General features: G+C 29.8%; 28 protein-coding genes. 9 read left to right on the top strand and 19 right to left on the bottom strand.

The genetic code is table 11. The features are described 5' to 3' along the window. The first annotated feature begins 58 nt into the window (after positions 1-58). Genes rsfS through BLV71_RS11280 form a run of 6 tightly spaced genes read left to right on the top strand, consistent with a single transcriptional unit; the run spans position 59 to position 4,709 of the window. Positions 59-427 carry a ribosome silencing factor gene (gene rsfS / locus BLV71_RS11305; protein ID WP_093870652.1) on the top strand — a complete coding sequence of 123 codons (369 nt, stop codon included), beginning with the start codon at positions 59-61 and terminating at the stop codon, positions 425-427. Between the two features lie 24 nt (positions 428-451). Next, positions 452-2,386 carry an ATP-dependent zinc metalloprotease FtsH gene (gene ftsH, locus BLV71_RS11300; RefSeq protein WP_093870651.1) on the top strand — a complete coding sequence of 645 codons (1,935 nt, stop codon included), beginning with the start codon at positions 452-454 and terminating at the stop codon, positions 2,384-2,386. Positions 2,387-2,399: 13 nt separating this feature from the next. After that, positions 2,400-2,987 carry an LUD domain-containing protein gene (locus BLV71_RS11295; protein ID WP_093870650.1) on the top strand — a complete coding sequence of 196 codons (588 nt, stop codon included), beginning with the start codon at positions 2,400-2,402 and terminating at the stop codon, positions 2,985-2,987. A 3-nt stretch (positions 2,988-2,990) separates the two neighbouring features. Then, the gene (locus BLV71_RS11290; RefSeq protein WP_093870649.1) at positions 2,991-3,788 is read left to right on the top strand and encodes a phosphatidate cytidylyltransferase; all 798 of its coding nucleotides are present in this window, start codon (positions 2,991-2,993) and stop codon (positions 3,786-3,788) included. 19 nt (positions 3,789-3,807) lie between these two features. Next, positions 3,808-4,086, top strand: coding sequence for an acyl-CoA-binding protein (locus BLV71_RS11285; protein ID WP_093870648.1), 279 nt, complete (start codon positions 3,808-3,810; stop codon positions 4,084-4,086). Beyond that, positions 4,083-4,709: a YceI family protein gene (locus BLV71_RS11280; protein WP_093870647.1), complete on the top strand. Its 627-nt coding sequence runs from the start codon at positions 4,083-4,085 to the stop codon at positions 4,707-4,709. The genes BLV71_RS11285 and BLV71_RS11280 overlap by 4 nt, the downstream gene beginning before the upstream one ends. A gap of 99 nt (positions 4,710-4,808) precedes the next feature. Here the strand turns inward: BLV71_RS11280 and BLV71_RS11275 are convergent, their stop codons facing one another. The 17 genes from BLV71_RS11275 to kynU form a co-directional block, all read right to left on the bottom strand. Next, positions 4,809-5,612: a class I SAM-dependent methyltransferase gene (locus BLV71_RS11275; RefSeq protein ID WP_093870646.1), complete on the bottom strand. Its 804-nt coding sequence runs from the start codon at positions 5,610-5,612 to the stop codon at positions 4,809-4,811. 45 nt (positions 5,613-5,657) lie between these two features. Beyond that, a complete protein-coding gene (locus tag BLV71_RS11270) occupies positions 5,658-7,205 on the bottom strand; it encodes a peptide MFS transporter (protein ID WP_093870645.1) in 1,548 nt (515 codons plus the stop codon). Between the two features lie 122 nt (positions 7,206-7,327). Beyond that, positions 7,328-8,065, bottom strand: coding sequence for a carbon-nitrogen hydrolase family protein (locus BLV71_RS11265; RefSeq protein WP_093870644.1), 738 nt, complete (start codon positions 8,063-8,065; stop codon positions 7,328-7,330). Further along, the gene (locus tag BLV71_RS11260) at positions 8,062-9,174 is read right to left on the bottom strand and encodes a hypothetical protein (RefSeq protein ID WP_093870643.1); all 1,113 of its coding nucleotides are present in this window, start codon (positions 9,172-9,174) and stop codon (positions 8,062-8,064) included. The genes BLV71_RS11265 and BLV71_RS11260 overlap by 4 nt, the downstream gene beginning before the upstream one ends. Before the next feature lie 4 nt (positions 9,175-9,178). Further along, positions 9,179-10,267: an amidohydrolase family protein gene (locus tag BLV71_RS11255; protein ID WP_093870642.1), complete on the bottom strand. Its 1,089-nt coding sequence runs from the start codon at positions 10,265-10,267 to the stop codon at positions 9,179-9,181. 33 nt (positions 10,268-10,300) lie between these two features. Further along, entirely contained in the window at positions 10,301-10,669 is a 369-nt protein-coding gene (locus BLV71_RS11250) for a PaaI family thioesterase (RefSeq protein WP_255405166.1), read from the bottom strand. 41 nt (positions 10,670-10,710) lie between these two features. Beyond that, positions 10,711-11,241, bottom strand: coding sequence for a 3-hydroxyanthranilate 3,4-dioxygenase (locus BLV71_RS11245; protein WP_093870640.1), 531 nt, complete (start codon positions 11,239-11,241; stop codon positions 10,711-10,713). Between the two features lie 185 nt (positions 11,242-11,426). Next, a complete protein-coding gene (locus BLV71_RS11240) occupies positions 11,427-11,987 on the bottom strand; it encodes a hypothetical protein (RefSeq protein WP_093870639.1) in 561 nt (186 codons plus the stop codon). Between the two features lie 112 nt (positions 11,988-12,099). Next, positions 12,100-12,876, bottom strand: a complete 777-nt coding sequence (locus BLV71_RS11235) for an SDR family oxidoreductase (protein WP_093870638.1) — start codon at positions 12,874-12,876, stop codon at positions 12,100-12,102. A 2-nt stretch (positions 12,877-12,878) separates the two neighbouring features. Next, positions 12,879-13,097: a DUF6500 family protein gene (locus BLV71_RS11230; RefSeq protein ID WP_093870637.1), complete on the bottom strand. Its 219-nt coding sequence runs from the start codon at positions 13,095-13,097 to the stop codon at positions 12,879-12,881. After that, positions 13,090-14,532 carry an aldehyde dehydrogenase gene (locus BLV71_RS11225; RefSeq protein WP_093872012.1) on the bottom strand — a complete coding sequence of 481 codons (1,443 nt, stop codon included), beginning with the start codon at positions 14,530-14,532 and terminating at the stop codon, positions 13,090-13,092. The genes BLV71_RS11230 and BLV71_RS11225 overlap by 8 nt, the downstream gene beginning before the upstream one ends. Further along, positions 14,529-15,224 carry a phytanoyl-CoA dioxygenase family protein gene (locus tag BLV71_RS11220; protein WP_093870636.1) on the bottom strand — a complete coding sequence of 232 codons (696 nt, stop codon included), beginning with the start codon at positions 15,222-15,224 and terminating at the stop codon, positions 14,529-14,531. The genes BLV71_RS11225 and BLV71_RS11220 overlap by 4 nt, the downstream gene beginning before the upstream one ends. Positions 15,225-15,228: 4 nt before the next feature. Further along, positions 15,229-15,636, bottom strand: a complete 408-nt coding sequence (locus tag BLV71_RS11215; RefSeq protein ID WP_093870635.1) for a RidA family protein — start codon at positions 15,634-15,636, stop codon at positions 15,229-15,231. Next, positions 15,636-16,160 (bottom strand): DUF1697 domain-containing protein, encoded by a 525-nt coding sequence (locus BLV71_RS11210; protein ID WP_093870634.1) that lies wholly within the window; start codon positions 16,158-16,160, stop codon positions 15,636-15,638. The genes BLV71_RS11215 and BLV71_RS11210 overlap by 1 nt, the downstream gene beginning before the upstream one ends. Next, the gene (locus BLV71_RS11205; RefSeq protein WP_093870633.1) at positions 16,161-17,555 is read right to left on the bottom strand and encodes an FAD-dependent oxidoreductase; all 1,395 of its coding nucleotides are present in this window, start codon (positions 17,553-17,555) and stop codon (positions 16,161-16,163) included. A gap of 9 nt (positions 17,556-17,564) precedes the next feature. After that, the gene (locus tag BLV71_RS11200) at positions 17,565-17,999 is read right to left on the bottom strand and encodes an SRPBCC domain-containing protein (protein ID WP_093870632.1); all 435 of its coding nucleotides are present in this window, start codon (positions 17,997-17,999) and stop codon (positions 17,565-17,567) included. Further along, positions 17,996-19,255 (bottom strand): kynureninase, encoded by a 1,260-nt coding sequence (gene kynU / locus BLV71_RS11195; protein ID WP_093870631.1) that lies wholly within the window; start codon positions 19,253-19,255, stop codon positions 17,996-17,998. Before kynU ends, BLV71_RS11200 begins: the two co-directional genes overlap by 4 nt. A gap of 242 nt (positions 19,256-19,497) precedes the next feature. Here kynU and BLV71_RS11190 point away from each other — a divergent pair, with 242 nt between their 5' ends. Together BLV71_RS11190 and BLV71_RS18590 are read left to right on the top strand one after the other, a co-directional pair. Beyond that, the gene (locus BLV71_RS11190; protein WP_255405163.1) at positions 19,498-20,190 is read left to right on the top strand and encodes an IclR family transcriptional regulator; all 693 of its coding nucleotides are present in this window, start codon (positions 19,498-19,500) and stop codon (positions 20,188-20,190) included. An 8-nt stretch (positions 20,191-20,198) separates the two neighbouring features. After that, positions 20,199-20,366: a hypothetical protein gene (locus tag BLV71_RS18590; protein ID WP_176974391.1), complete on the top strand. Its 168-nt coding sequence runs from the start codon at positions 20,199-20,201 to the stop codon at positions 20,364-20,366. Between the two features lie 52 nt (positions 20,367-20,418). On the opposite strand, the gene serA is transcribed toward BLV71_RS18590, so the two are convergent. Next, on the bottom strand, positions 20,419-22,320 hold the full coding sequence (gene serA / locus BLV71_RS11185; protein ID WP_093870630.1) for a phosphoglycerate dehydrogenase: 1,902 nt from the start codon (positions 22,318-22,320) through the stop codon (positions 20,419-20,421). A gap of 134 nt (positions 22,321-22,454) precedes the next feature. Then, the gene (locus BLV71_RS11180) at positions 22,455-23,267 is read right to left on the bottom strand and encodes a UbiA family prenyltransferase (protein WP_093870629.1); all 813 of its coding nucleotides are present in this window, start codon (positions 23,265-23,267) and stop codon (positions 22,455-22,457) included. 128 nt (positions 23,268-23,395) lie between these two features. Between BLV71_RS11180 and gcvP the strand changes: the two genes are divergently transcribed. Next, positions 23,396-26,251 (top strand): aminomethyl-transferring glycine dehydrogenase, encoded by a 2,856-nt coding sequence (gcvP, locus tag BLV71_RS11175; protein ID WP_093870628.1) that lies wholly within the window; start codon positions 23,396-23,398, stop codon positions 26,249-26,251. The last annotated feature ends 229 nt before the right edge of the window (positions 26,252-26,480 follow it).

Genomic DNA, 26,480 nt, shown 5'->3' with positions numbered 1-26,480 from the left:
ATAATACACTATTTACTCGCAAAAAAATAATAACTTTGCTAAAATTTAATTTTTTTTAATGACTAAAAAACAAGCAAGCACAGACGATTTAATAGCTGTGATTATAAAGGGGATTGATGACGTAAAAGGAGAAGACATTCAACTACTTGATTTAAGAGAAATTGATAATACCGTATGCGATTATTTTATAGTTTGCTCTGGTAATTCAAACACACAAGTTAATGCTATATCTGGTTCAATACAAAAAGTCGTTAGTAAGGAACTAAAGGATAAACCTTGGCATGTAGAAGGTCAAGGAAACTCTGAATGGGTTTTGATGGATTATGTAAACGTAGTAGTACATGTTTTTCAAAAACAAACACGTGAATTTTATGATATTGAAAGCCTTTGGGGAGATGCAAAAATAACGCAAATAAATCCGGCATAATTAATATATTTTGAAACAAATTTTATGAGTGATAAGAAAAAAAACACACCTAAACTAACCTTTAATTCTCTTTGGATATATATTCCAATAGCAGTTTTATTTATAGGGTTAACTTTTTTTAACTCAGGTTCAATGGGTTCTAAAAATTTATCTGAAAACGAATTCAATCAAATTCTTAAGGATAATGATATTTCTAAAATTTTTATATACAATAAATCATACGCAGAAATATTTATTAAAGATGAATCTTTGAGTAAAGAATCTCATAAAAAATTAAGTAATTCTCCTTTTTACAGAAAAGGGGCTCCACTTTACAAATATAATTTTGGGGATTTACAAAATTTTGAAAAAGAACTTCAAAAAGCAAAAGATACATATTCTTTAGATTTTGATAAAGGGAATGATAGTAAAACTAGTATGATGGATACCATTATAAGTTTTTTACCTTTTATTTTACTAATTGTTATTTGGTTATTTTTTATGAGAAGAATGTCAGGATCTGGTGGTGGTGCCGGTGGTGGTGGACAAATTTTCAACATTGGTAAATCTAAAGCTAAACTTTTTGATCAAGACACTAAAGTAAAAACTACTTTTAAAAATGTTGCTGGTTTAGAAGGTGCTAAAGAAGAAGTACAAGAAATTGTAGATTTCTTAAAGAGTCCTGAAAAATATACAAGATTAGGTGGAAAGATACCAAAAGGGGCCTTATTAGTAGGACCTCCTGGAACTGGGAAAACTTTATTAGCTAAAGCTGTTGCTGGTGAAGCTGGTGTACCTTTCTTTTCTTTATCTGGTTCTGATTTTGTTGAAATGTTTGTAGGTGTTGGTGCTTCACGTGTAAGAGACCTATTTAAACAAGCTCAACAAAAGTCTCCTTCAATTATATTTATTGATGAGATAGATGCTATTGGTAGAGCAAGAGGTAAAAATAGTATGACTGGTGGTAACGATGAACGCGAAAACACGTTAAACCAATTATTAACTGAAATGGATGGTTTTGGTACTGATACAAATGTTATTGTACTTGCCGCAACAAACCGTGCAGATGTTTTAGACAAAGCTTTAATGCGTGCTGGTCGTTTTGACCGTCAAATTTATGTTGACTTACCTGACTTACACGAACGAAGAGAAATTTTTGAAGTACATATAAAGCCTTTGAAATTGGCAGACAATGCTAATTTAGAATTTTTAGCTCAACAAACTCCTGGGTTTTCTGGTGCTGATATTGCCAATTTATGTAATGAAGCTGCTTTAATAGCTGCAAGAAATAATAAAGAAGCTATTGAACATCAAGATTTCTTAGATGCTGTTGATAGAATCGTTGGAGGTTTAGAAAAGAAAAACAAAGTAATTACTCCTAAAGAAAAGAAAGTAATAGCTTTTCATGAAGCAGGTCATGCTACAGTAAGTTGGATGTTAGAACATGCTGCTCCTTTAGTTAAAGTTACTATTGTACCACGTGGACAATCATTAGGTGCAGCGTGGTACCTTCCAGAAGAAAGAAAGATTGTTCAAACTGAACAAATGCTAGATGAAATGTGTGCTACCATGGGAGGAAGAGCTGCTGAAAAATTAATGTTTAACAAAATTTCTACTGGAGCTTTAAGTGATCTAGAAAAAGTAACTAAACAAGCAAGAGCAATGGTTACTGTATACGGATTAAACGATAAAGTAGGAAATATTACATATTATGATTCATCTGGTAATGATGGTTTTGTAAAACCTTATAGTGATGCTACTGCTAAAACTATAGATGAAGAAATTTCAAAAATAATAGAAGGTCAATATGTTAGAGCTATTGAAATATTAGAGCAACATAAAGATAAATTAACACTATTGGCTGATCGTTTACTAGAAAAAGAAGTTATCTTTAAAGACGATTTAATTAAATTATTTGGTAAAAGACCATTTGAAAAAGACGAAACAAAAGAAAATACAAATCCAATAACAGAAGAATAAGTTTTTTGTTTTAATGAATTTTTTTAAAAAACTATTTAAATCATATACAGAATCATCTAAAGAAGAAATTAATCGTCAACCGGTTAATCTTTCTTTAGATGATTTGTTTGTACATCATTTTATTAACAAAGGAGGGAAATTTTTATATTCTACAAGTATTAATGAAGTTATCATCAATTTAGAAAATATTTTGAAAGAGAATAACTGGGAAAATATAACTTGTACTGATTTTGATTTATTAAAAATCACCCAGCAATTAAAAATAAAATCTCAAGATACACCTAACAATACTATTCCTTTTTTTACTAGTTGTGAGCATTTAATTGCTAATAAAGGAGACATATTATTTTCTTCAAACCAATTAGGAAGTAATAAAATATCTGAATTATCTGAGAACTTTATTATTTACGCAACCACAAGTCAACTAGTGAAAAACATTAGTGAAGGTTTAACAGGTATTAAAACCCATTTTAAAGGTAATATCCCTACTAATATTAGTTCTATAACCAATTATACAATACAAAAGAATAATGATGATTTTTTGAATTACGGTAATAGCAATTCAAAAAATTTATACTTACTTCTTTTTGAAGACCTCTAAAACATGCGAAACTTAGTAATAAGAAGTATTTCTGGACTTGTTTATGCTATTATTTTTATCTCTGCAATATTATACTCAGCAGAATCATATACTGCCTTAATTGCAGTTTTCTCTGCTATATGCTTGTGGGAATTTAATAAAATCATTAATTTCAAAAATTATATTCCATATATAATACTCCCTATAGCTATATATTACACTAAAGAAATAGCATCTAGAAGAACTCTTTTATTCATACTGATTATTACATTAATTTGTTCTTTTCAGATGATTTATAACCTATATAGAAGTAAAAATTCAGAATATCCAAAAACATTTATGGATAAATTAGATGTAGGTATTCGTTATATTATTTTACCTTTTACTTTTTTAACTTTACTTCCTTTTATAAACAACAACTATCATCCATATGTTATAATATATATTATAGTTCTTATATGGACTAACGATAGTTTTGCTTTTTTAGTTGGAAAGAATTTTGGTAAAACTAAATTATTTGAAAGAATCTCTCCTAAAAAAACTATTGAAGGATTTATTGGAGGTTTATTTTTCTCTTTAATTGTTGGTGTTTTAATTGGTTATTATTCTTCTGTATTATCTATATTTAACTGGATTATCATTGCTTTAATTGTTTCTACAGCTGGTACTTTTGGTGATTTAGTTGAATCGATGTTTAAAAGAAGAGCAAATGTTAAAGATAGCGGAACCATAATGCCAGGACATGGTGGATTACTTGATCGTTTAGATAGTTTATATTTCCTTGCTCCTTTTGTATATTTGTATATACACTTTTTAATGTAATACCATTTACATATTATTTATGATAAATGATTTAGACATACAATTTCAGGAGGCTTATAAAATAGCTTCAAACATGCAAGGTAAATTACCTCAAGATATTATGCTTAAATTATATGCGTATTATAAACAAGCTATGAAAGGAGATCAATTTTCTTTTAACGCTAATAATAACACAACTACAGGCCTGAGAAGTGCATTTAAATTCAATGCTTGGGTACAGTTGAAAGGCATGAGTCCTGAAGATGCAAAAAAAGAATATATTAACTTAGTAAATACTATTATAAAACAATACTTATGAAAAAATTAATCTTTCCTCTCTTATTATGTGCTATTACTTTACAGCTAACTTCTTGTAAAAAAGAAACAAAAAAAGAAGAGCAAAAGGAAGCTAAAGTTGAAAAAAAACAAGCTCCTTTTTCATTAAAAAATGCTGATAATAAAGTAAACTGGACAGCTTATAAAACCACAGAAAAAATACCTGTAAAAGGTCAATTTAAAAAAGTAAACATCACCGCTGGTGGTGAAGGAAACTCTGCTAAAGAAGCACTTAATAACGCTGAATTTTCAATTCCTGTAAGCAGTATTTTCACTTCTGACTCTGGAAGAGATTTTAAAATTAAAAAATTCTTTTTTGGTATCATGGACAAGACTGAATTACTTTCTGGAAAATTAGTTTTAGAGAATGATTCTATTGGGTATTCTGACATCACAATGAATAATGTTACTAAAAAATTACCTTTTACTTATACTTTAGATGGAAAAAAATTTAGTTTAAATGCAACTATGAAAGTAAGTAACTGGGAAGCACGAAAAGCTTTAGATTCATTAAACACAATATGCAAAGACTTGCATAAGGGAGCAGATGGAGTTTCTAAAACCTGGGATGAAGTAGCTATAAATATAGTTTCTGTATTTAAATAAAAAGAAATAAACATAATAAAAAAGGTCGTCTAATTTTTTAGACGACCTTTTTTAGTTTCTTAAATACATTTTCTTATTTAAATATACAAAGATGCTTGTTTAACTCTTTTTTGTTGCTTTTAATGTAAATATTAATGGATATAATTTATCTTTTGTCGTAAACATTCCATTTTCAGTTTTTACAAGATCAGGAAAAACATCATAGGGGCTTTCGTCATACTCATTTAGGTACTCTATCTGCAATCCTTCAGATGTTAAGGCTGTAATTATCTCTCCTAAACCATGATTCCACCCATATTCCTTACTGATAACTTCATTTTTTTCATCTGCATAAGTACCTGAATATTCTTCATAGATAACTTCTTTTTGATTGTATCCAAAACTAAGTTCTGCAGGTTTCTTTAGATAATCAAACATCCACACGATTGGGTGAAATTCTGCAATAAAGAAAACCCCTCCTTCTTTTAATCTAGATGCTATTATTTTTGCCCAAGGCTTTAAATTTGGCAACCAACCAATGGTTCCATAACTTGTGAACACGATATCAAATTGCTCGGAAACATGTTTATTTACATCATATACATTACAACATATAAATTTAGAATCTAGCTTTAATTCTTCATTTAACTCTCTTGCTAACTTAATTCCTTCATCTGATAAATCGATGCCAGTGCATTTAGCCCCCTTTCTACTCCAACTTAAAGTATCTTGTCCAAAATGACATTGTAAGTGTAATAATGACTTCCCTGAGACATCTCCTAAAGCATCCAACTCATATTTCATTAATGAATTTTCACCTTCCTTAAATGCTTTTAAATTATACATTTCACTTTTAGCATGCACAGCAACTTTTTTATTCCAAGTTTCTTTATTTGTTTTAAAATAATGTTCAGTAGTTTCCATAGTACCAATATATAAAAAAATAAAAACTAAACCCTTAAGCTAATACTAATGTACATTTTGCATCATTCTTTTTATTTTTTTTGAAAATATCATTACCAACACACCTATTAAAAAAGTAAAAAATCCAAAACCAGAATACACAGAAACATAAGAATATAATTGATGAAATATTGGTTCTTTAGATAAAATTACTTCACTTGACATTCCTGTTATAAATGTTGTTATTTCTCCTAATAAGCCATTTGAAAAAACTCCTAAATCACCATCTGACACTGTTGTTAATTTTGCTATTCTCCCTGCAAAAAAATGCCCATAAAAATTAGCAGAAAACCAAACTCCCATTATAAAAGCTACATATTTAGTTGGAGATAATTCTGTTATTTTTGACAACCCTATTGGAGATAAAAAAAGCTCCCCCATAGTTAACACTAAATAACCTACTATCAAATAACTCATTGGTGTTTTAGCAAACTCATCAACTTGGTATGCAGACATTGCAAAAACTACAAACCCTAATCCTAAAAGAGCTATACCTACGCCAAACTTAATGACAGAATTTGGATTTTTGTTTATTTTATTTAAGTACATCCACAACATTGAAAATGGTATGGCAAATAAAATTATAAAGCTTGAATTTATACTATTAGTTTGAGCAGCATTTATTCCTATTAAATTCACGTTTCTGTCTGCAAATAACGTTAGTGAACTACCAGCTTGTTCAAATATTGCTGAAAACACAGTATACAATACTGTAAAGTAAACGGCTACTAATAATTTTTGGCGTTCAGAAACAGTTACATTTCGTAAAACATTAATTATATATAAAACCAAAAACAACGAAACAATCCAAACTAAATAGTGTTCAAACTGATGATATCTTACAATTAAAGCAAAAACAGGCACGAATAATAAAGCGCAGACTGTTATTAAACTCCCCATTTTAATACCAAACTTTTTTTGATTATATACCGCTAAATTCGGAACAGCACCATGCTTATCAAATACATTATTATTTAATCCTTTTTTAAACACTAAAAGCCCTAAAAGCATTCCTATTCCTGCTAAAACAAATCCGTAATGCCATCCATACAATTCAGCTAACCATGCACACAATAATGGAGCTACAGCTCCACCAATATTAATTCCCATATAAAAAATAGTAAAACCAGCATCGCGCCTTGTGTCTCCTTCATTGTATAACTTCCCTACAAAAGAAGATATATTAGGCTTAAAAAAACCATTTCCAATAATTATTAAAGAAAGTGATCCATAAAAAAATATAGGTTGTTCAAAAGTTAAAAAAAAGTGTCCTAAAGCCATTAATACCCCACCTAAAACAATTGCCTTTCTGAAACCTAATACTTTATCTGCTAACATTCCTCCTATCATTGGCGTTACATATACTAATGACATATAGGCTGCATAAATACCAAAAGACATTTCATCTGTAAATAACAAATGTTTGGTCATGTATAGAACTAATAATGCTCGCATTCCATAAAAAGAAAAGCGTTCCCATAATTCTGCAAAAAATAAATATAACAATCCTCTAGGATGACCTAAAACATCTTTTGTTGATGTATGATTTTTCATATAAAAATAGTTTTGAGCGAATATAAAATCTGCTAAAACCACTTTCTACAATTGTAGTTAATTGTAATAAAAAATAACCTTTTGTGAGTTTCTGTAACACTAAAAATCAGCGCTTAAGAGTTTTAAAACATAATAGACTTAACCTTCCAATTTACACTATCTTTTTCAACAATAATTAACCCTTCTTTTTCAGAATCTAAGGCTACTATTTTTTTTCCTTTTTCATTCCAAAAGGCACTTTTACCTCCAGCTTTAACACCCCAATGTTCTCCACAAAAGTTACTCATAAGAATTGGTAACATGTATTTTTCAGAATACCTTTTTAAAGACGAATACCCTTTATCAATACCTTCTTTAGAAAAGAATATACTAGGAACATAAACTGTTGACTTATCTAACTTTGCTTGTTTAGGATGTTCTACATTATCGATATCAGCACAAATAGCAAAAGACAATTGTTCATTTACTATAGTTACTTTTGGATTGTATAAAAAAGAACTTTTATAGTACATCTCTTCTCCTGAATGTAAATATTGCTTTGTATAAATTTCCTCGTCTCCTTTTGGTTTTAGTATGAAAGACCCTATGTATAACATATCATCTAACAATATTGGAGCTCCAACAACAATTATAATATTATTCTCTTTAGATAATTTTCTTAAGCTATTTAATCTTTTATCCTTTTTTATAAAGGCTAATCTTTTTCCTTCTTCTCTACAATATCCAGTTATTGACATTTCAGGAAATGTAATTAAATCTACTTTTTCTTTTACAGCTTCTTTTATAGCTTTGATATGAGCAATAATATTCTTTTCAATTTTACCTACACTTACATCAATTTGAGTTGCTGCTATTTTCATTTAATTACAAGTTTTTTATACTCTTCTAATAATGCTTCATCAACAAATATATGTTCTGGAATAATTCGTAATCTATATTTACTTTCTCCTATAAAAGTAATTAAATCTTTACGCTCTAATTTATTTTCATCTGTTAATTGAAGTATTACATTTATATTATCTATAATCCTTGTTAAATATGTTTGACTCTTTATCTCACCTCCATAACTAACAACAATACTTTGCTTATTAACTTCATTAAACTTTCTTTTATATGCAAAATTCAGTAAATTTTTATACTGAGTAGTTTTTGAACCAAAATCAATTTTCTCTGCTATAATTCCTTTAGAAGGAATAGTTAATTCGACTAAAGACCAATCTAGAAACTTTATTTTCATTTCATTTGGTTTTGGTGTATTCGCTAGTTGAATAACCCAACTTGTTGCTAAAACTAGAAAAACGGAAACTAACGAGGTTTTAGTTATAATTCTAATAAGCTGATTAAAAAAATCGTTATTCAAGACTGTGAACACATCTGAAAACTGTGAAATAAACAATAAAAAAATTGCAATTATTGAAATAACAGCTACTAACTTTAAATCTCTATGCATAAAGGTTCTATAAAATGAAACCCCCATTAAATAACATAGAAAAGTTGTTAATAAGAAATCAGGAATTCCAACAAGTTTAATTCCATAGTAAATATTAGTACCAATTATAAAAGATAACAATAATGTTAATGAAGCAGCTATAATTATAATAATAGAAATAATTTTTACATTTTTTTCATTTCTATAAATAAACTTAGGAGCATCGTGCACATAATGTAGCGCCAATAACCAAAATAAATTATTTATAGTAGATAATATATTTATTCCTATTTGGTACGATAATGTGTCTTGAAAATTAAAATAATTAGCAATGAGTCCCCATGAACCTGAAAACACCCACACCAACATACCAAAGCTAAAATATAATAACCCTTTATCTACTCGTTTAATTCCGTTTCCATCTTCTAATACCGAAAAAAAACGTTTTCTTATATTATAATAAATTGCCAATAGTAAAACAGCACCTATTAATGAGATAAAAATATGTGACAGGTTATGAAACTGTGTTACTTCTGACATACTTTTATTTTGAAAGTATCTTATTTACCAAATCCTGTTTTGCTTTTACATCATCTCCAAATAACCATCGTAAAGTATTATCTTCCCAAATTTCATCATATTGCTTCTGGTCGATAATATCTCTATCAATTGCTAAATCTAATAATTTTCCTGGATATGATGATTGGGCATCACTTTCCATTTCTCCTAACGGATATGGATCATCTAGCCCCATTATTATTTGATTTGACCCTTGACGATCTATCATTAATTTTAAAGAATCTGTATCATGAACTAACGTATCAAAAAAGATATTAGGATGCCCTACCGCCTTCCTTGGATGCGTTTTTCCTTCAAACAAATCTGGCCTTCCATCAAATCCTTGAATACGTCGTCCTAAATTCATTTGAGCTAATTGCCCTCCATGTGCAAAACATGTTCTAATATTTGGAAAGCGTTCTTGCATTCCATTTAATGTATAAAAATGATAAGCATCACCACATTGCGCCAACATCCAAATTAAATGAAAACGCCAATTAGTGTTCTCTAATTTTATCATTTTATCTCCATCATACGGGTGAATTTCAATAGCTAACTTATACTTATCTGCTAACTCAAAAATACGGTCATTTTCTTTATCAAATACACAACGCCATTGACCAATTGAATCCATAAAATGAGTTGGCAAACACAATACTTTTAACCCCAACTCTTCTACGCAACGTTCCATTTCATATAATGCTCCGTAAATAAACCCTGGATGAACTACAAAACCACAAGTAAACTTATCTGGATGATCATGCTGAACTTTTGCATTAAAATCATTTTGAAAACGCAATGCTTTTTTCATTTCTTCTAAACGCAACCCGTTACCATATAATTGAGAAAGATTTAGAACCACTGCATGATCTAATCTATTTTTCTCCATCCAAATCAATTTCTCATCTAAGAAAAAACTAGAGTCAGTTACAGGTCTTTTCCATCCTTTTTGAAGCATATGTTTACGTTCATCATCTACCCAAAAAATTTCTTTTTCCTTCATAAATTGAGGAATTTGTTCTGGATAAGGTAATAAGTGTGAGTGACCGTTTATTCGTAGTTTTCGTTGTTTCATTTTTTATTTTAATTGCAACTATAATTTATAATATTAATTAGCATTCTTTTTCTGTAAACAAATCATTGTAGCCTGCATAGTAGTATACAATGTGCCTTGTTCATCTTCAACTTTAGCTTCACAAAACACTAGAGTTTTTCCCGACTTTACCACCTTTCCTGTGGCTACAACTAATTTAGAATTAGCTGGTCGTAATAAATTTGTTTTAAATTCTACAGATAAAACATCTGAATTTTCTGGCATTACTGTTAACGCTGCATAACCACAAGCAACATCCATAATACTTGTTAGTACGCCAGCATGAAAAAAACCATGTTGCTGGGTAAGATTATCTACCTTCATACACTGTATTTTCACTTCTCCTTCTTTGATATGAAGAATTTTTGCTCCTAGAGTTTTCATAAAACCCTGTTTAGAAAAACTTTTCTTTATCTCATCAATCATTATTTTACTTTACTAGGAGATTCCATTACTGTTCCACAGTTAGAACAGGTACATTTTTCCGTATTAGAATAGTACTTATCAAAAATAATAGGCATATCAGTTTCTATATTATCTAAAGCAAATTTTTCTCTATAAAGCTGCGTACCACATTTTTCACAATACCATTCTAAAGCATCTAACATACCCTCATCTCTTGGATATTCAATAACTAAACCTACGGTATTAGCTTTACGTTGTGGTGAGTGAGGTACTTTTCCTGGCAATAAATAAATATCTCCTTCTTTAATTTCAACATCTATCATTTCTCCTTTATCATCAATAATTTTCAACACCATATCTCCTTCTACTTGATAGAAAAATTCTGGTGTTTCATTATAATGATAATCCTTTCTATTATTTGGGCCTCCAACTACCATAACAATATACTCTCCATTATCCCAAACTTGTTTGTTACCTACTGGTGGTTTTAATAAATGACGATTTTCATCAATCCACTTTTTAAAATTTAAAGGTTGTACTAACTTGCTCATTTTTTATTATTCTATAATAGGTCAAAAAAAAGATTGTCTAAAAAAGTAACACTTTTTCATAAAAAACAATTTACAAAAACAGCCTTAATCAAAATTTATGATTTATATAAGACTCTATTGATTTATTTTAAATGATATACTTTCTAGACAATCTCCTTTTAAGAAACCTTAGTTACTTTTTTAATCTAACAGATAATTGCTCTAGATTTTTTTCTATTACTTTTTAACGTAATAGTATTATTCAATTTATTTTTATAAGAAAAAATACTTTCCTTACCTTTTTTAGCTTCTTGTATTTTTACAGGAAAAGCGAATTCAGCTAAATCATAGCTAAAACCATTTGCATCCATATTATAGCTATAGTTTTTTATTAAAGTATTAAACTCAACAGCTAACTTCTCTTCTAAAATATAATACTTACTCGTTCCGTTCTCTTCAATAAGTATTGCTAACTCATCACTTGTAAACCCTAATAAGGATTTTTTCTGTACCGAAATAGCATAACACTTACTAGATAATTTAACTAGTTTATTAGAATCATACATATACCCTAATTGATTCAGCTCTGCTATTAAACCTTCATGTGCCTTTGTAAAGTTAAATGGTAAACTACTCAATGAAATATTTTTAATTTTATTTAAACTAGACAAAGAGTTTACATTGTTACTAGCAATAGTTGAAGTTGGAAGCATTGTTAATGCACCTGCTCCAATAGCTGAAGTTGTAATAAATTTTCTGCGATTCATACTTTAATATTTAAGTTGGTTAATTAATTATTTACTAAGTTATAAAGTTACTATATTTATATATATTTTTTAGCTACCCCTTATTTTTTTTAGTATTTTAACCTTAAAATCATCACAAACTTTTAGTCCTACCCCCATCAACAGGGACATTAATTCCATTAATAAAACTTGCTTTATCACTTGCTAAAAAAACTACTGCATTTGCTATTTCTTCTGGTTTTGCAAAACGTTTAGCTGGTGAAGCATTTTTCATTGCTTCAGATACTTCTTCTATTGTTTTACCCGTTTTTGTTGCTTTGTTATTTATTATTTCGTTTAAACGCTCGGTTCCTGTAGCTCCTGGTAATACATTATTTACAGTTATTCCAAACTGTCCTAATTCATTTGCTAATGTTTTAGACCAACTAGCTACTGCACCTCTTATTGTATTAGACACTCCTAATCCGTCAAGTGGCTGTTTTACAGAAGTAGAAATTACATTTATAATCCTTCCATATCCTTCTTTTTTCATAAACGGCACTATTGCCTGAGCCAACACATGATTACATTTTAAATGCTGAGTAAATGCTCTTTCAAACTCATCTAATTGAGCATTGAAAACAGGACCACCAGCAGGGCCTCCTGTATTATTTATTAAAATATGAAATTCTAAAGATGTAGCTTCTATTTTTTCTTTTAACTCTTTAGGGTTTAAAAAATCGGCAACAATATAAGCATGCCTTTGATTATTATTTGGTAGCTCGTCTAAAACCTTTTTTAACTTTTCTTCATTACGAGCTATTAAGGTTACATTAACTCCTTCTTCAGCTAATTGAATTGCTGAAGCTTTTCCTATACCTTGTGTACTTCCGCAAACTAAGGCATTCCTATTTTGTATATTTAAATTCATATCTATTCGTTATTCTTAACCTTTCTTTTAATTTTAATTGCTTTTTCAAAATGATCTAATTGATGTGTTTGAATCCACCAAGTTGCCACTTCCATGAGTAATTTAGGATCATCATTTTTATTTTTAAAAAATGCGTAGAATGAAACTCCAACTTGATCTCCTTTTTGAGCTATTTTTTTATCACAAACCTCAACAATTCTTTGTCGTATTTCATTATTCATATTTTATACAAATATTTTTAGGTTCAGTAAAAAAACGCAATGCTTCAAAACCACCCTCTCGTCCAACTCCGCTCGCTTTTTGTCCACCAAAAGGCGTTCTTAAATCTCGCAACATCCATGTATTTACCCAAACAATTCCAGTATTCAATTGTTTAGAAAACTGCATTGTTCTGTTTAAATTATTAGTCCATAAAGTTGCTGATAACCCATACTTTACATCATTAGCCAACAATAGAGCTTCTTTATCCGTTTTAAAAGACATTAAGGTTACTACAGGTCCAAATATCTCTTCCTGGTTCAATACACATTTATTATCTCCAACTTCGATAATTGTAGGTTGTAAATAGTATCCGTTTTCACTTCCCTCTACCACTACTCGATTTCCTCCATAAAGAATTCTTCCTCCCTCATTTTCGGCTATATCAATATATGATTTTACTTTTTCTAAATGTTGTTTTGAAACAAGTGCTCCTACATTTGTATCATTATCAAAAGGGTTACCTATTTTTAATTCAGATACTTTTTTTACAAAATCTTTCTTGAATTGCTCATATATAGATTCTTCAACAAAAATTCTACTTCCACATAAACAAATTTGACCTTGGTTAGCAAATGAAGATCGTACCGTTGTAGTTAACATCTTATCGTAATCAGAATCTGCAAAAATGACATTCGGATTTTTTCCACCAAGTTCTAAAGACAACTTTTTAAACATAGGTGCTGCAGTTCTTGCAATATGTGCTCCTGTTGCTGTACCTCCTGTAAATGAAATTGCTTTTACCTCAGGATGCTCAATAATTGCTTGTCCAGTAGTTTGTCCTAAACCATGAACTATGTTTAATACTCCTTTTGGTAATCCAGCTTCATTACATATTTCCCCTAATAAATACGCAGTCATTGGCGTTACTTCACTTGGTTTTGCTACAACACAATTACCTGCTGCAATTGCCGGAGCTATTTTCCATGTAAATAAATATAAGGGAAGATTCCATGGTGATATACAACCAACTACGCCAATAGGTTGACGTAATGTAAAATTGACAGCACCTAATCCAATACTTTCATGAGACTCTGATGAAAACTGAGTAATGGCATTTGCAAAAAAACGAAAATTACTTGCAGATCTTGGGATATCAACCACACTTGCTAACGAAACTGGTTTACCATTATCTTTAGCTTCTGCATTAGCGAAACGTTCAAGATTAGCTTCTAATAACTCAGATATTCTTATTAGAATTCTACTTCGATCTTCCAATGTTTTATTAGACCATTCAGGAAAAGCATCACTTGCTGCTTTATAAGCCAATGCAACATCCTCTTTAGTCGAGTTAGGTATTGTACCGTATACTTCTCCTATTGATGGATTATAGTTATCTATGTAATTCTCATTAATTGGAGACAGAAACTCGCCATTTATGTAGTTTTTTATGTTCATATAATCTCTTTTCTTTCTAACCACTCCATTGGAATTTCTTGATTACAAAATTCTAAATGAATTACTCTTCTATCATGATTTGTTATTGATTTAGAAGATGCATGTAATAGTAATGGTTTCATTAACATAACTCCACCTTCATTTACAATACACAACTCTTCTTTACCTATATTTTCTTTTTTAAAATTTTCATCAATTCTAATAATTCCATTTTTATGGCTCTCTAATATCACTTTTAAAGCACCATTAGTTTCGTCTGTTTTATCTAAATGTATTCTAAAAGTGATTATGTTTTCTAAAATTTCTTTAGGAGGTATAACTCCTAACTGCGCGTTTTTATTAGTCCAATTAGTATAGCCTTCAATAATTAATTTCTTTTTTACACTAATGCTTAAATCTTGATGATGACTAACAAACCAATTAAATTTCCCTATTTTATTAAAAAAGATAGCTTTTGACAAAAAATAATCAGTACAACAAACAGAAGCATATAGTTTTTTAAATTTTTCATTTTTAAAAATAACTTCTTTTATTTCTGGCACCTTGTTTACTAATTGCCTAATAGCATATTTATTTTCTGAACTTTCAATCAAATGAATTAATTGTAAACGTTCTTCATCACTAAAAATAGACTCAGTAATTGAATAACCTTTATTAATTAGCTCTTTTTTATTTTGACTGAATTCACTCATTAAATTAGTTTGCTTTTTTATATGCTGTAACTTTAATTTCTACCACTAAATCAGGGTGTGGTAATTGATGTACAGCTACAGTAGTACGTGTAGGACCTGTTTCTTTTTCAAAAAACTCAGCATATGCTTTATTATAACCTGCAAAATCATTCATGTTTACCAAAAAAGTAGAAACATCTACTACATCTTTTATGCTAGCACCAACTGTTTGTAAATTCTTATCAATGTTTTTTAAAACTTCACGCGTTTGTGTTTCTATATTCAAACGTTTGGTTCCCATTTCATCAATAATATCTACTCCAGCAATTGAATTATCTGCACGGCGCGAACTTGTTCCTGATACAAAAATAAAATCTCCTACTACCTTAACATGTGGATAAGCTCCTCTTGGTGTTACTTTTTTTTCTCCCATTATTCTTTTGTTGCCAACTCTAATAATTTTACAGTTGTTTTATAGTTTCTTGTAGTTGCTACTACATTTAATTTTTTTTCAATGCTATTATTTGTCAGTTTCGTTTTTCCAAAACCAGACACACAATTTAAATACACAACATCACCATCAACTTTATATTTATCATCTTTAATCCCTTTTACTTCTATCTCGGTAGATGCTGGTTTTTTATTTAAAAAAGAAAATGCAACTATTTTTTCATTCTCTAATGAAAAAGGATAAGCTGTAATTGCTTTTTCCCATTCTTCTTGATTTCTTGCAAATACAGGAACTTTATACCCGTATTTGCTAGTAATTTCTTTTTCTATTTTTTGACAGATAACTTCCTTTGAATCGTCAGAATCTAAAATAACATTTCCACTTTGAATATATGTTTGTACATTTTTAAATTTCAAATTGTTTAATAACTCTCGTAATTCTGCCATAGGAATTTTATTTTTTCCTGACACATTAATACCTCGTAATAAAACTATGTATCTTCTCATCTATAAACCTGCTATCTTATCTTCCTCTAAAATCTCATTCGTTTCTTCTTGCACCTTTCTAAGTACCTCTTTTAAATTAGAAACTGAATTCAAATCATTATGAGCAACCATATTTAACAATGCTTTGTCTTGCGCTCTTCCCTTCTTCATTGCTTCTGAATAGGGTATGTTTTCATTAAAAGTAACCATTGAATATTTTGAGAAATACTCTTTAGGAAAATTTTCTTCTAACGACATTTCTAACATACGTTTTTGCTTAAATAATGGGTTAGCAACATGATCACGCATTTCATAATAATTATCTATTGCTAAATCGGCTATTGCATCTGTATCTTCTTTTCTAACCAGTTGGTATTCTTTAAAAACAGCTTCCCAGTTACCTTCATGTTTATCTAAAATTGTATCAAAAACTGTTACATCTTCAAAAGAAGCATTCATACCTTGCCCATAAAATGGAACAATCGCATGAGCTGCATCTCCCATAAGCACTGTATTTCCTTTATAAAACCATGGAGAACATTTTACTGTTCCTAATGCTCCTGTTGGATTATTAAAGAACTCATCTTTTATACTTGGAATTAATTTTAACGCATCTGGAAATTCTTTTTCAAAAAATTCAGTTATTCTCTTTTCAGTTGTTAAGTTATTAAAATTATATTCTCCTTCATCATAACTTAAAAATAAAGTAACGGTAAAACTTCCATCTAAGTTTGGCAAAGCTATTAACATGTATTCTCCACGAGGCCAAATATGTAAATGGTCTTTACTTATTTGATGATTTCCTAATGCGTCTGCAGGGATTTCAAGCTCCTTATATCCATGTGTTAAGTAATTTTGAGAATAACTAAACAAAAATTTCCTTTCTAAATAATAACTTTTCCTCAATACAGAACCGGCTCCGTCAGTTCCAAAAATCACATCTCCATTTACTGAAAACTCTTCTTTTGTTTTATAATCTTTAAAACGTACTACCGTTTCTTCAATATCTACTGAAATACATTTTTTGTTAAAATGTATGGTTACATTTTCATGCTTTTCTGCTTCAGTTAACAAAATACCATTTAAATCTCCTCTAGAAATTGAGTTAATATATTCCCCTTGTCTTCCTGAATAATTTGAAGCAAATGTATTTTCTTTAGCATCATGAATTAAACGCCCGTGCATTGGAATACATATCTCTCGTGCCTTATCTTCAACTCCAGCTAAACGCAATGCTTTAAAGCCTCTATCCGATAATGCTAAGTTAATAGATCTACCTGCTGATATATCATTAGTTCGTAAATCTGGCCTACTTTCAAATAATTCAACTTTGTATCCTCTTTGTGCTAATCGTAAAGCTAACAATGAACCACATAAACCAGCTCCTATAATAAGTATATTATCTTTTTTATTCATAAAACTAAATTAGTTCATTTCTCCGTTTCTTAAATTTATCCCTGTATACAAATACGCTTTTAATGAACAAATAAAATCTGTCCATCCTTGAGTTTGTTGCATTACTTTTTTAATCCCTTCTTCATTATTATCATAACTTCTTTCTTTAATACTTACTTCAGTTACATTATCACTTTGACTATTAAATTCCATTTCAACTTCAGTGGTAACTTTATTTCCCTTCCAACTAAAAATAATCTTACTATTTTCATTAATTGATAATACGGTAACCAAACATTCGGCACAAAAATCTTTCCACTCCCATTTTACTTTCGTTCCTTCAATTAAATCAGCACTTGCATTAGAAACAAAGTATTTTGAAATTATATTTTTATTTACTACTGCATTAAAAACAGTATTTACATCTCTTTTAACTACATCTTTAATATGAACTTCTAAACTCATAATAGTCCTTTTAAAATTGAAACCATTTTATAAACATCTTCAAAACTATTATACATTGGTACTGGTGCACAACGAATAACATCTGGCTCTCTCCAATCAGTAATAATATTATTCTCAGTTAACTTTTTATGTAAACTTTTATCTGCATTCTTTACTTGAATAGATAACTGACAACCTCTTTCTTTTGGGTTTGAAGGAGTAATTATCTTAATGTCATCAGAATTTATTTCATTTATTAAAAACTCAAAATAACCTGTTAGTTTTTCAGATTTTTCACGTAATGCTTCCATCCCTACTTCATTAAACATATCTAAAGAAGCCTTAATTGCTGCCATTGATAATATAGGAGGATTTGACAATTGCCAGCCTTCTGCTCCAGCCATTACGTCAAAAGGTTGACGCATATTAAAACGTGTTTCTTTATTATGATTCCACCAACCTGAAAAGCGCGGTAACTCTTTATTTTCTGCATGTTTCTCGTGTACAAACAAGCCTCCTAAACTTCCTGGTCCTGAATTTAAATATTTATATGTACACCAAGCAGCAAAATCCACTCCTGAATCATGTAACTCTGGAGATATGTTACCTGCTCCATGCGCTAAATCGATACCTACAAAACAGTTTTTAGCATGACCTATTTCTGCTATTCTTTTTAAATCTAAATATTGACCTGTATAATAGTTTACTCCTCCTATTAACAATAAAGCAATTTCATCACCTTGCTCAGAAACAATACTTTCTAAATCTTCTATGTTTAAAAGCTCTTCTCCCTCTCTTGGCTTCCATTCAATTAATCCTTCTTCAACATCAAAACCATGAAATTTTAATTGCGACTGAACTGCATATCTATCAGATGGAAATGCATCACTTTCAATAACTATTTTATATTTTGTTTTTTTAGGCTGATAAAAAGAAACCATTAACAAGTGTAAATTTGTTGTTAATGTATTCATTACAACAACTTCTAATGGTTTTGCGCCAACTATTTTTGCCATAGTTTCCGTTAAAAACTCATGATAAGGTAACCATGGTGTTTTACCTTCAAAATGACCTTCAACTCCATAATTAGCCCAGTCATTTAATTCTTGTTGAATATATTTTTGTGTTTGTTTAGGTTGCAATCCTAAAGAGTTTCCTGTAAAATATAACCAATCATTCCCATCTTCATCTTTTGGTATATGAAACTCTTCACGTAAATATGATAATTTATCTTCTTTATCTAACCCTAACGCGTATTCTAATGTTGCTTTATACATACTTTCTTTTTAAATCACCTAGTAAAAAGAGCTTTTAAATGCTCAATTTATATAACATAAAAAACAATAAGTGTTTCACTATTTAAAACGGTGTTTTATAAATTTATATCTTTTTTATTACTTTAGCAAATAAGTAATACAATTATTTTTTATTAGATGAAAGAAGTTAACGACAATAAATTAAATCAATCTATCATAAAAGCTTTTAAACTTTTAGATGCTTTTACTGAAGAAAAATCTTCGTGGGGGTTAGAGAACTAGCTATAAAAACTGGTTACAACAAAAGCACAACTTATCGTTTATTGCACACATTAACTTCATTAAATATTGTTCATCAAAACAGTGACGAAAAATACAGTTTAGGTAGTAAAATTTTTGAATTAGGCAATCGAGTTTCCATATATAAAGCAATCACTAAACTCACCAATAAGTCTATAAAAAAAGTAGCTCTTGAAATACAAGAAACAGTTTTATTTAGTATACTTAAAGACAATAAGGTATTTCATATAGACAAAGCAGATAGCTTACATGGTTTAAAGATCAACACATCAATTGGATCATTTGAACCAATTCATGCTACAGCTTCAGGAAAATTATTATTAGCATTCTCTTCTACCTCTATCAAAGAAAATATTTTAGAAAATATTGAATTAACTTCTTATAATAAAAACACTATCTCTTCTATTTCTTTATTAAAAAAAGAGTTAGAAAAAATACAAAAACAAGAATATGCCTTAGACATGGAAGAGTTAGAATCTGGTCTAGTGTGTATTGCTATTCCAATAAAAAACAAAAATAAAAAAGTAATCGCTAGCATTAGTGCTTCTGGGCCTTTAAGTAGATTTAAAGTTGAAAACATCACTAACTATATTACAACATTACAAAAAGGCGCAAATATTATTGAAACAGAGTTAAGTAGTTTTGACACTTTATAAAATACATTATGAATCAAATAAGAAACTCTTTAAATGAATTATCTAACATTTCAGACGCTGACTGGACATATTTCTCTTCTAAATTAAAAAAAATTGAATTCAATAAAAAAGAAACTATTCTTTCTAATGGTCAAACTGAAAATTACTTATTGCTTAAACTTATTTTTTTACCATAAAAAATGCCTCGAATTAACTTCAAGGCATTTTAATAAATTTTAAACTTAATTACTAGTACAATACTCTAAATTTAATTGTACCATTTACTTTTTTAAGCTTACCTATCACTTCTTGGTTATACTCTTTATCAACATCAGTAATAACGTATCCAACTTTCTCATCAGTAGAAAGGTATTGACCTGTAATATTCAATTCATATTTTGCAAGCACCTTATTAACTTCTGCCATAACACCAGGTACATTTTTATGAATATGCAAAAAACGATGTGCGTTTTTATGCTTTGGCAATCTAATATTAGGGAAGTTTACAGCATCTACCGTATTTCCAGAATTAATATAACTCATGATTTTATTTGGTACGAAATCCGCTATATCTTTTTGAGCTTCTTCAGTACTTCCTCCTACATGTGGTGTTAATATAACATTATTCAACCCTTTCAATTCAGTATAAAAATCACCATTTTTCCTTGGCTCTTCAGGATACACATCTACAGCTGCGCCAGATAATTTCCCTGACTTTAACCCTTCAACTAAAGCTTCAATATCCACTACAAAACCTCTTGACAAGTTAACTAAGTGTGCACCATCTTTCATTTCAGCTATCTCTTTTGCTCCAATAAAATTTTTATTTGCAGCGTTATCATCAATATGCAACGTAATTACATCTGAGATATTTAACAACTCTTTTAAAGTGTTAATTTTCGTTGCATTACCCAATGCTAATTTATCTTCAACATCATAATAATACACATCCATACCTAAAGCTTCTGCCAATATAGAAAGCTGTTTACCAATATTACCATAACCAACAATCCCTAACTTTTTACCTCTAACCTCTCTAGAGCCCTGTGCTGTTTTATTCCATTCTCCGTTATGTAATTCTGTACTTCGTTGAAAAACACTACGCATTAACATGATAATTTCTCCAATAGCCAACTCAACTACCGAACGTGTATTACTATATGGCGCATTAAAAACTACAATTCCATTTTCTTTACAAGCTTCTAAATTTATTTGTTTAGTACCAATACAAAAAGCTGATACGACCATTAATTTTTCAGCAGCCTTAATCACTTTTTCAGTAACTTGAGTTTTAGAACGAATACCTAATACATGTACATCTTTTATTTTCTCTATCAACTCTTCTTCTGATAAACTTCTTGACACAGTTTCTACAGAAAAACCATCAGCAGAAAGTTTTGTAAAAGCATCAGCATGTACATTTTCTAATAATAAAATTTTAATTCTATTCTTTGGGTATGAAATATTTCTTGGCAAATCGTTTACGTATAAAAATTCATCTAAATTTGGAGTAATATAATCAGCATTAGCAACTGTCTTATCTCTTGATACATTTTCAGTATAAGCAAAAAATTTATCTGCTACTCCTGCTTCTCTAGTTACATAATCACTATATCCATCACCTATCACTTGAATTTCTCCTTCAAGCTCTAAATTTTTCAAGCATTGGATCTTCCCATTATGAGTTGATAACACATTATCCTTATCAAAACCAACTATAACATCATTTTCATCAAACTCAAAAGTATTTGCATACACTCTTTCAGATGGAATATTATATGCGGCAACTATAGGATCAATAAACTCTTTAAAACCAGCGGAAATAACATAAATATCATCAGAAAAATTTTCAAAAAACTCTTTATTCCTTTCAATTGACAAAGATACTTTTTGTTTTAACTCCTCTATTAAAACTGTCAAATCTGATTTTTTAGCATCCAATAACTGAATTCGTCTTTCCAAAGATTCAGGAAAAGAAATTTCGCCATCAATCCCTAAGTTTGTTATATTAACTATACCATTAATAATCTCTTCTTTTTTAGGATTATTAACTAGAGTAATTTCAGCTAAAACATCTAGTGCTTCTACTTTAGTTAACGTACTATCAAAATCAAAAATATAATTTCTTTTTAAAGTACTTACTGTGTTCATTTTTTAAATATTTTAGTATGTTGTGTTGTGTCAGCGCAAATTACAAAGGATGTGTTAAAAAAGTATCACAAAATGATAACATTTTCTTTTTTAAGTTAATTTGCTTAAAAAAAGAAACTTTTACCCCTTATTTTTTAAAAAATCAAAAGCATTCCCCACCACAACAAAGGAATAGCTTCTACCCAAAAAGAACTATAATACTTTGACTGTTCTTCTTTCGCTCTCATTAACATTGTAGAAAAAAGTAGAAAAACAATAAAAAACACCTTTCTAAAAACATTCTCCTCTGCTATTAAAAACTCTAGAAACAAACATATCATTAAAATAAAAAAGCCAGCTTTTTTAGTATTTTCAATTCCTATTTTTCTTGGTATCGTTTGAAGAGAAATAGCATCAAACTTTATATCTCTTATATCAAAAGGCAGAATTAATACTATTACAAATAAAAAACGTTGAAATAACATATAAAAAGTTTTAACATCTAACTGATTGCCCGCATCATATATTGGCAACAACACAGTTACTCCAGCCCAAACTAATGCAACTACTATAATTTTCAAATAACTAATATTTCGTAAATTTTTTTGAAGCTTCCCTATAAAAGGCACAGCATAAAATAAAGTCAATAAACCAAATGGTAGAGTTAGTATTAGTGTTTTTACTTTTAAGTGAGCTAAATAATAACACGCTAAGAGAAAACACACTAAAGAAAAAACTTGAATATATTTCAGATTATTAGTCAAGCTTTTATGATGTAATTTTGCTACACCTGCATACTTAACAAAGTTATAACCTGTTATTGTTCCATAAAACACAAAAAAATCTAACGGTTCATTATAAGGTAATCCAAAATACAATTCTGTTAACCTCATAAAAGCATACACAGAAAACCCTACATGAATACTTGAATTTATATAAAAATTTACAACTTTTTTTAAGTAATCCATTAAACAAAAATAACACATATGTTTATTATTATATATATAGGTAATAAATTATATAGTTTACGATAAAAACATGCTTATTAAATCATCTATTTTAATTATTTTTGAGGCACTTAAAACAAACAGCACAAATGAACACGAATTCATTTCAATTAAGACACATTGGTCCTCGTGTTAAGGATCAAGAAAACATGCTAAAGACCATCGGTGTAGATTCTTTAGATCAAATTATTAATGAAACTATCCCTGACGATATTCGATTACAAGAAGAGTTAAATTTAGCTCCCGCAATGAGTGAATATGAATATTTAGGGCATATAAATGAACTAGCTGCCAAAAATAAAGTTTTTAAAAGTTATATAGGTTTAGGTTACCACGAAGGTATTGTACCTAGTGTTATTCAACGTAACATTTTAGAAAACCCAGGATGGTATACTGCTTATACTCCTTACCAGGCTGAAATAGCTCAAGGACGTTTAGAAGCTTTATTAAATTATCAAACAATGGTTTGTGATTTAACTGGAATGGAATTAGCTAATGCTTCTTTATTAGATGAAGGTACTGCCGCTGCTGAAGCAATGGCTTTATTATTTGATGTTCGTGAAAGAGCTAAGAAAAAAGCTGGTGCTAACAAATTTTTCGTTTCTGAAGATATTTTACCGCAAACGTTATCGGTATTACAAACTCGAGCTATTCCTATTGGAATTGAACTAGTTATTGACAACCATGAAAACTTTGATTTTTCAGATGAGTTTTTTGGGGCCATTGTTCAATACCCTGGAAAACATGGACAAGTATATGACTATACTGATTTCGTTGCTAAAGCAAATGAAAACAACATAAAAGTAGCTGTAGCTGCTGATATTTTATCTTTAGTTTTATTAAAAGCACCTGCTGAATTTGGAGCTGACGTAGTTGTTGGTACTACACAAAGATTTGGTATTCCATTAGGATATGGAGGTCCTCATGCTGGTTATTTTGCTACTAAAGAAGCTTACAAACGTAGTATACCTGGTCGTATTATAGGTGTTACTAAAGATAGAAATGAAGACCGTGCTTTACGTATGGCTTTACAAACTCGTGAACAACATATCAAACGAGAAAAAGCTACTTCAAATATTTGTACTGCTCAGGTATTATTAGCTGTTATGGCTGGTATGTATGCCGTATACCACGGTAAAGACGGCTTAAATTTCATTGCTAATCAAGTTCACACTGCTGCTACAACATTAGCTAGCGGGTTAGAAAGATTAGGTTTCAAACAAAAAAATAGTTCTTATTTTGATACTATTTTAGTTGAAGTAGAAACTAGTAAGTTACGTTCTGTAGCTGAATCAAATGGAATAAACTTTAACTACATTGATGAAAATCATGTTTCAATTTCTGTAAACGAAACTGTTAGTTTAAAAGAAATAAACACAATTATTGATTGTTTCGAACAAACTTTCAATATACAAGATATTACTATAACTGAATTTACTTCTGTTGATGTAATACCAACAAACATTCAAAGAAATACTACTTTCTTAGAAAACGAAGTATTTAATACGTATCAATCTGAAACAGATATGATGCGTTATATTAAAAAATTAGAACGCAAAGATTTAGCTTTAAATCACTCTATGATTTCTTTGGGTTCTTGTACTATGAAGTTAAATGCAGCTTCTGAAATGTTACCTTTAAGCAACCCTCAATGGGGTAATATTCACCCTTTTGCTCCTTTAAATCAAGCTCAAGGGTATCAAGAAATGCTTATCAATTTAGAGCAACAATTAAATGTTATTACTGGTTTTGCAGGTACTTCTTTACAACCTAACTCAGGCGCACAAGGAGAGTTTGCTGGATTAATGGTTATTAGAGCATACCATAAATCAAACGGTGATGATCACAGAAACATCTGTTTAATACCCGCTTCTGCACATGGTACCAATCCTGCTTCTGCTATCATGGCTGGTATGAAAGTAGTTGTTACTAAAACTGATGAAAGAGGAAACATTGATGTTGAAGACTTACGTGTCAAAGCCGAATTACACAAAGATAATTTAGCGGCATTAATGGTTACCTACCCATCTACTCATGGAGTTTATGAAAAAGCCATTAAAGAGGTTACACAAATTATTCATGATAATGGAGGACAAGTTTACATGGACGGTGCTAACATGAATGCTCAAGTAGGTTTAACAAACCCTGCTACAATTGGAGCTGATGTTTGTCATTTAAATTTACATAAAACTTTCGCTATACCTCATGGTGGTGGTGGACCTGGAGTTGGCCCAATTTGCGTTGCTCCTCAATTAGTTCCTTTTTTACCAACAAACCCAATTATTAGTACAGGTGGTGATAATGCCATCACAGCAATTTCAGCAGCTCCTTGGGGTTCTGCTTTAGCTTGTTTAATTTCTTACGGGTATATTACAATGTTAGGTGCAGATGGATTAACAAACTCTACTAAAAATGCAATATTAAACGCAAACTACATAAAGGAAAGATTGCAAGGTCATTTTGACACCTTATATACAGGTGAAATGGGGCGCGCGGCTCATGAAATGATCTTAGACTGTAGAGCTTTTAAACAAAACGGTATTGAAGTAGTAGATATAGCTAAGCGATTAATGGATTATGGCTTCCATGCACCAACTGTATCTTTCCCTGTAGCTGGAACTATAATGGTAGAACCTACAGAAAGTGAAAGCATAACTGAACTAGATCGTTTTTGTGATGCATTAATATCCATCAGAAAAGAAATTAATGAAGCTGTAAAAGATAACAACAACAATGTTTTAAAGAATGCTCCTCATACTCAAGAGATGTTAACTGCTGATGAATGGGACTTACCTTATTCTCGAAAAGAAGCAGCCTTTCCTCTAGAATATATAGCTGAAAATAAATTTTGGCCGTCTGTTAGAAGAGTTGATGATGCTTATGGAGATAGAAATTTAATTTGTTCATGCAACCCTATTGAAGACTACATGGAAGTTGAAGCTTAAAAGCAAATACTTTATATTCACAAAACCACCTAAAAGAAACTTTAGGTGGTTTTTTATTTATTTAACTCTCTACCCCCTTTCTACGCTTTCTAATTAACTCAATTTTATTTTCCATATTAATTTCACAAAAACACTAGCTACTTACCAGTATTAATTATCTCTAATTATCCTTAATAAAAAAACACCCACTAGTACAATAATTATTAACATATTTTGTATCTGGAAATTA

Origin of the sequence: Tenacibaculum sp. MAR_2010_89 (assembly GCF_900105985.1) — a bacterium.
GTDB lineage: Bacteria > Bacteroidota > Bacteroidia > Flavobacteriales > Flavobacteriaceae > Polaribacter > Polaribacter halocynthiae.
This window is presented reverse-complemented; position numbering and strand designations above follow the sequence as displayed.

What these genes read in the sequence shown, in the direction of transcription:
- rsfS (WP_093870652.1), top strand. Translation starts at nt 59, where the DNA reads ATGACTAAAAAACAAGCAAGCACAGACGATTTAATAGCTGTGATTATA.
- ftsH (WP_093870651.1), top strand. Translation starts at nt 452, where the DNA reads ATGAGTGATAAGAAAAAAAACACACCTAAACTAACCTTTAATTCTCTT.
- BLV71_RS11295 (WP_093870650.1), top strand. Translation starts at nt 2,400, where the DNA reads ATGAATTTTTTTAAAAAACTATTTAAATCATATACAGAATCATCTAAA.
- BLV71_RS11290 (WP_093870649.1), top strand. Translation starts at nt 2,991, where the DNA reads ATGCGAAACTTAGTAATAAGAAGTATTTCTGGACTTGTTTATGCTATT.
- BLV71_RS11285 (WP_093870648.1), top strand. Translation starts at nt 3,808, where the DNA reads ATGATAAATGATTTAGACATACAATTTCAGGAGGCTTATAAAATAGCT.
- BLV71_RS11280 (WP_093870647.1), top strand. Translation starts at nt 4,083, where the DNA reads ATGAAAAAATTAATCTTTCCTCTCTTATTATGTGCTATTACTTTACAG.
- BLV71_RS11275 (WP_093870646.1), bottom strand. Translation starts at nt 5,612, where the DNA reads ATGGAAACTACTGAACATTATTTTAAAACAAATAAAGAAACTTGGAAT.
- BLV71_RS11270 (WP_093870645.1), bottom strand. Translation starts at nt 7,205, where the DNA reads ATGAAAAATCATACATCAACAAAAGATGTTTTAGGTCATCCTAGAGGA.
- BLV71_RS11265 (WP_093870644.1), bottom strand. Translation starts at nt 8,065, where the DNA reads ATGAAAATAGCAGCAACTCAAATTGATGTAAGTGTAGGTAAAATTGAA.
- BLV71_RS11260 (WP_093870643.1), bottom strand. Translation starts at nt 9,174, where the DNA reads ATGTCAGAAGTAACACAGTTTCATAACCTGTCACATATTTTTATCTCA.
- BLV71_RS11255 (WP_093870642.1), bottom strand. Translation starts at nt 10,267, where the DNA reads ATGAAACAACGAAAACTACGAATAAACGGTCACTCACACTTATTACCT.
- BLV71_RS11250 (WP_255405166.1), bottom strand. Translation starts at nt 10,669, where the DNA reads ATGAAAACTCTAGGAGCAAAAATTCTTCATATCAAAGAAGGAGAAGTG.
- BLV71_RS11245 (WP_093870640.1), bottom strand. Translation starts at nt 11,241, where the DNA reads ATGAGCAAGTTAGTACAACCTTTAAATTTTAAAAAGTGGATTGATGAA.
- BLV71_RS11240 (WP_093870639.1), bottom strand. Translation starts at nt 11,987, where the DNA reads ATGAATCGCAGAAAATTTATTACAACTTCAGCTATTGGAGCAGGTGCA.
- BLV71_RS11235 (WP_093870638.1), bottom strand. Translation starts at nt 12,876, where the DNA reads ATGAATTTAAATATACAAAATAGGAATGCCTTAGTTTGCGGAAGTACA.
- BLV71_RS11230 (WP_093870637.1), bottom strand. Translation starts at nt 13,097, where the DNA reads ATGAATAATGAAATACGACAAAGAATTGTTGAGGTTTGTGATAAAAAA.
- BLV71_RS11225 (WP_093872012.1), bottom strand. Translation starts at nt 14,532, where the DNA reads ATGAACATAAAAAACTACATAAATGGCGAGTTTCTGTCTCCAATTAAT.
- BLV71_RS11220 (WP_093870636.1), bottom strand. Translation starts at nt 15,224, where the DNA reads ATGAGTGAATTCAGTCAAAATAAAAAAGAGCTAATTAATAAAGGTTAT.
- BLV71_RS11215 (WP_093870635.1), bottom strand. Translation starts at nt 15,636, where the DNA reads ATGGGAGAAAAAAAAGTAACACCAAGAGGAGCTTATCCACATGTTAAG.
- BLV71_RS11210 (WP_093870634.1), bottom strand. Translation starts at nt 16,160, where the DNA reads ATGAGAAGATACATAGTTTTATTACGAGGTATTAATGTGTCAGGAAAA.
- BLV71_RS11205 (WP_093870633.1), bottom strand. Translation starts at nt 17,555, where the DNA reads ATGAATAAAAAAGATAATATACTTATTATAGGAGCTGGTTTATGTGGT.
- BLV71_RS11200 (WP_093870632.1), bottom strand. Translation starts at nt 17,999, where the DNA reads ATGAGTTTAGAAGTTCATATTAAAGATGTAGTTAAAAGAGATGTAAAT.
- kynU (WP_093870631.1), bottom strand. Translation starts at nt 19,255, where the DNA reads ATGTATAAAGCAACATTAGAATACGCGTTAGGGTTAGATAAAGAAGAT.
- BLV71_RS18590 (WP_176974391.1), top strand. Translation starts at nt 20,199, where the DNA reads ATGAATCAAATAAGAAACTCTTTAAATGAATTATCTAACATTTCAGAC.
- serA (WP_093870630.1), bottom strand. Translation starts at nt 22,320, where the DNA reads ATGAACACAGTAAGTACTTTAAAAAGAAATTATATTTTTGATTTTGAT.
- BLV71_RS11180 (WP_093870629.1), bottom strand. Translation starts at nt 23,267, where the DNA reads ATGGATTACTTAAAAAAAGTTGTAAATTTTTATATAAATTCAAGTATT.
- gcvP (WP_093870628.1), top strand. Translation starts at nt 23,396, where the DNA reads ATGAACACGAATTCATTTCAATTAAGACACATTGGTCCTCGTGTTAAG.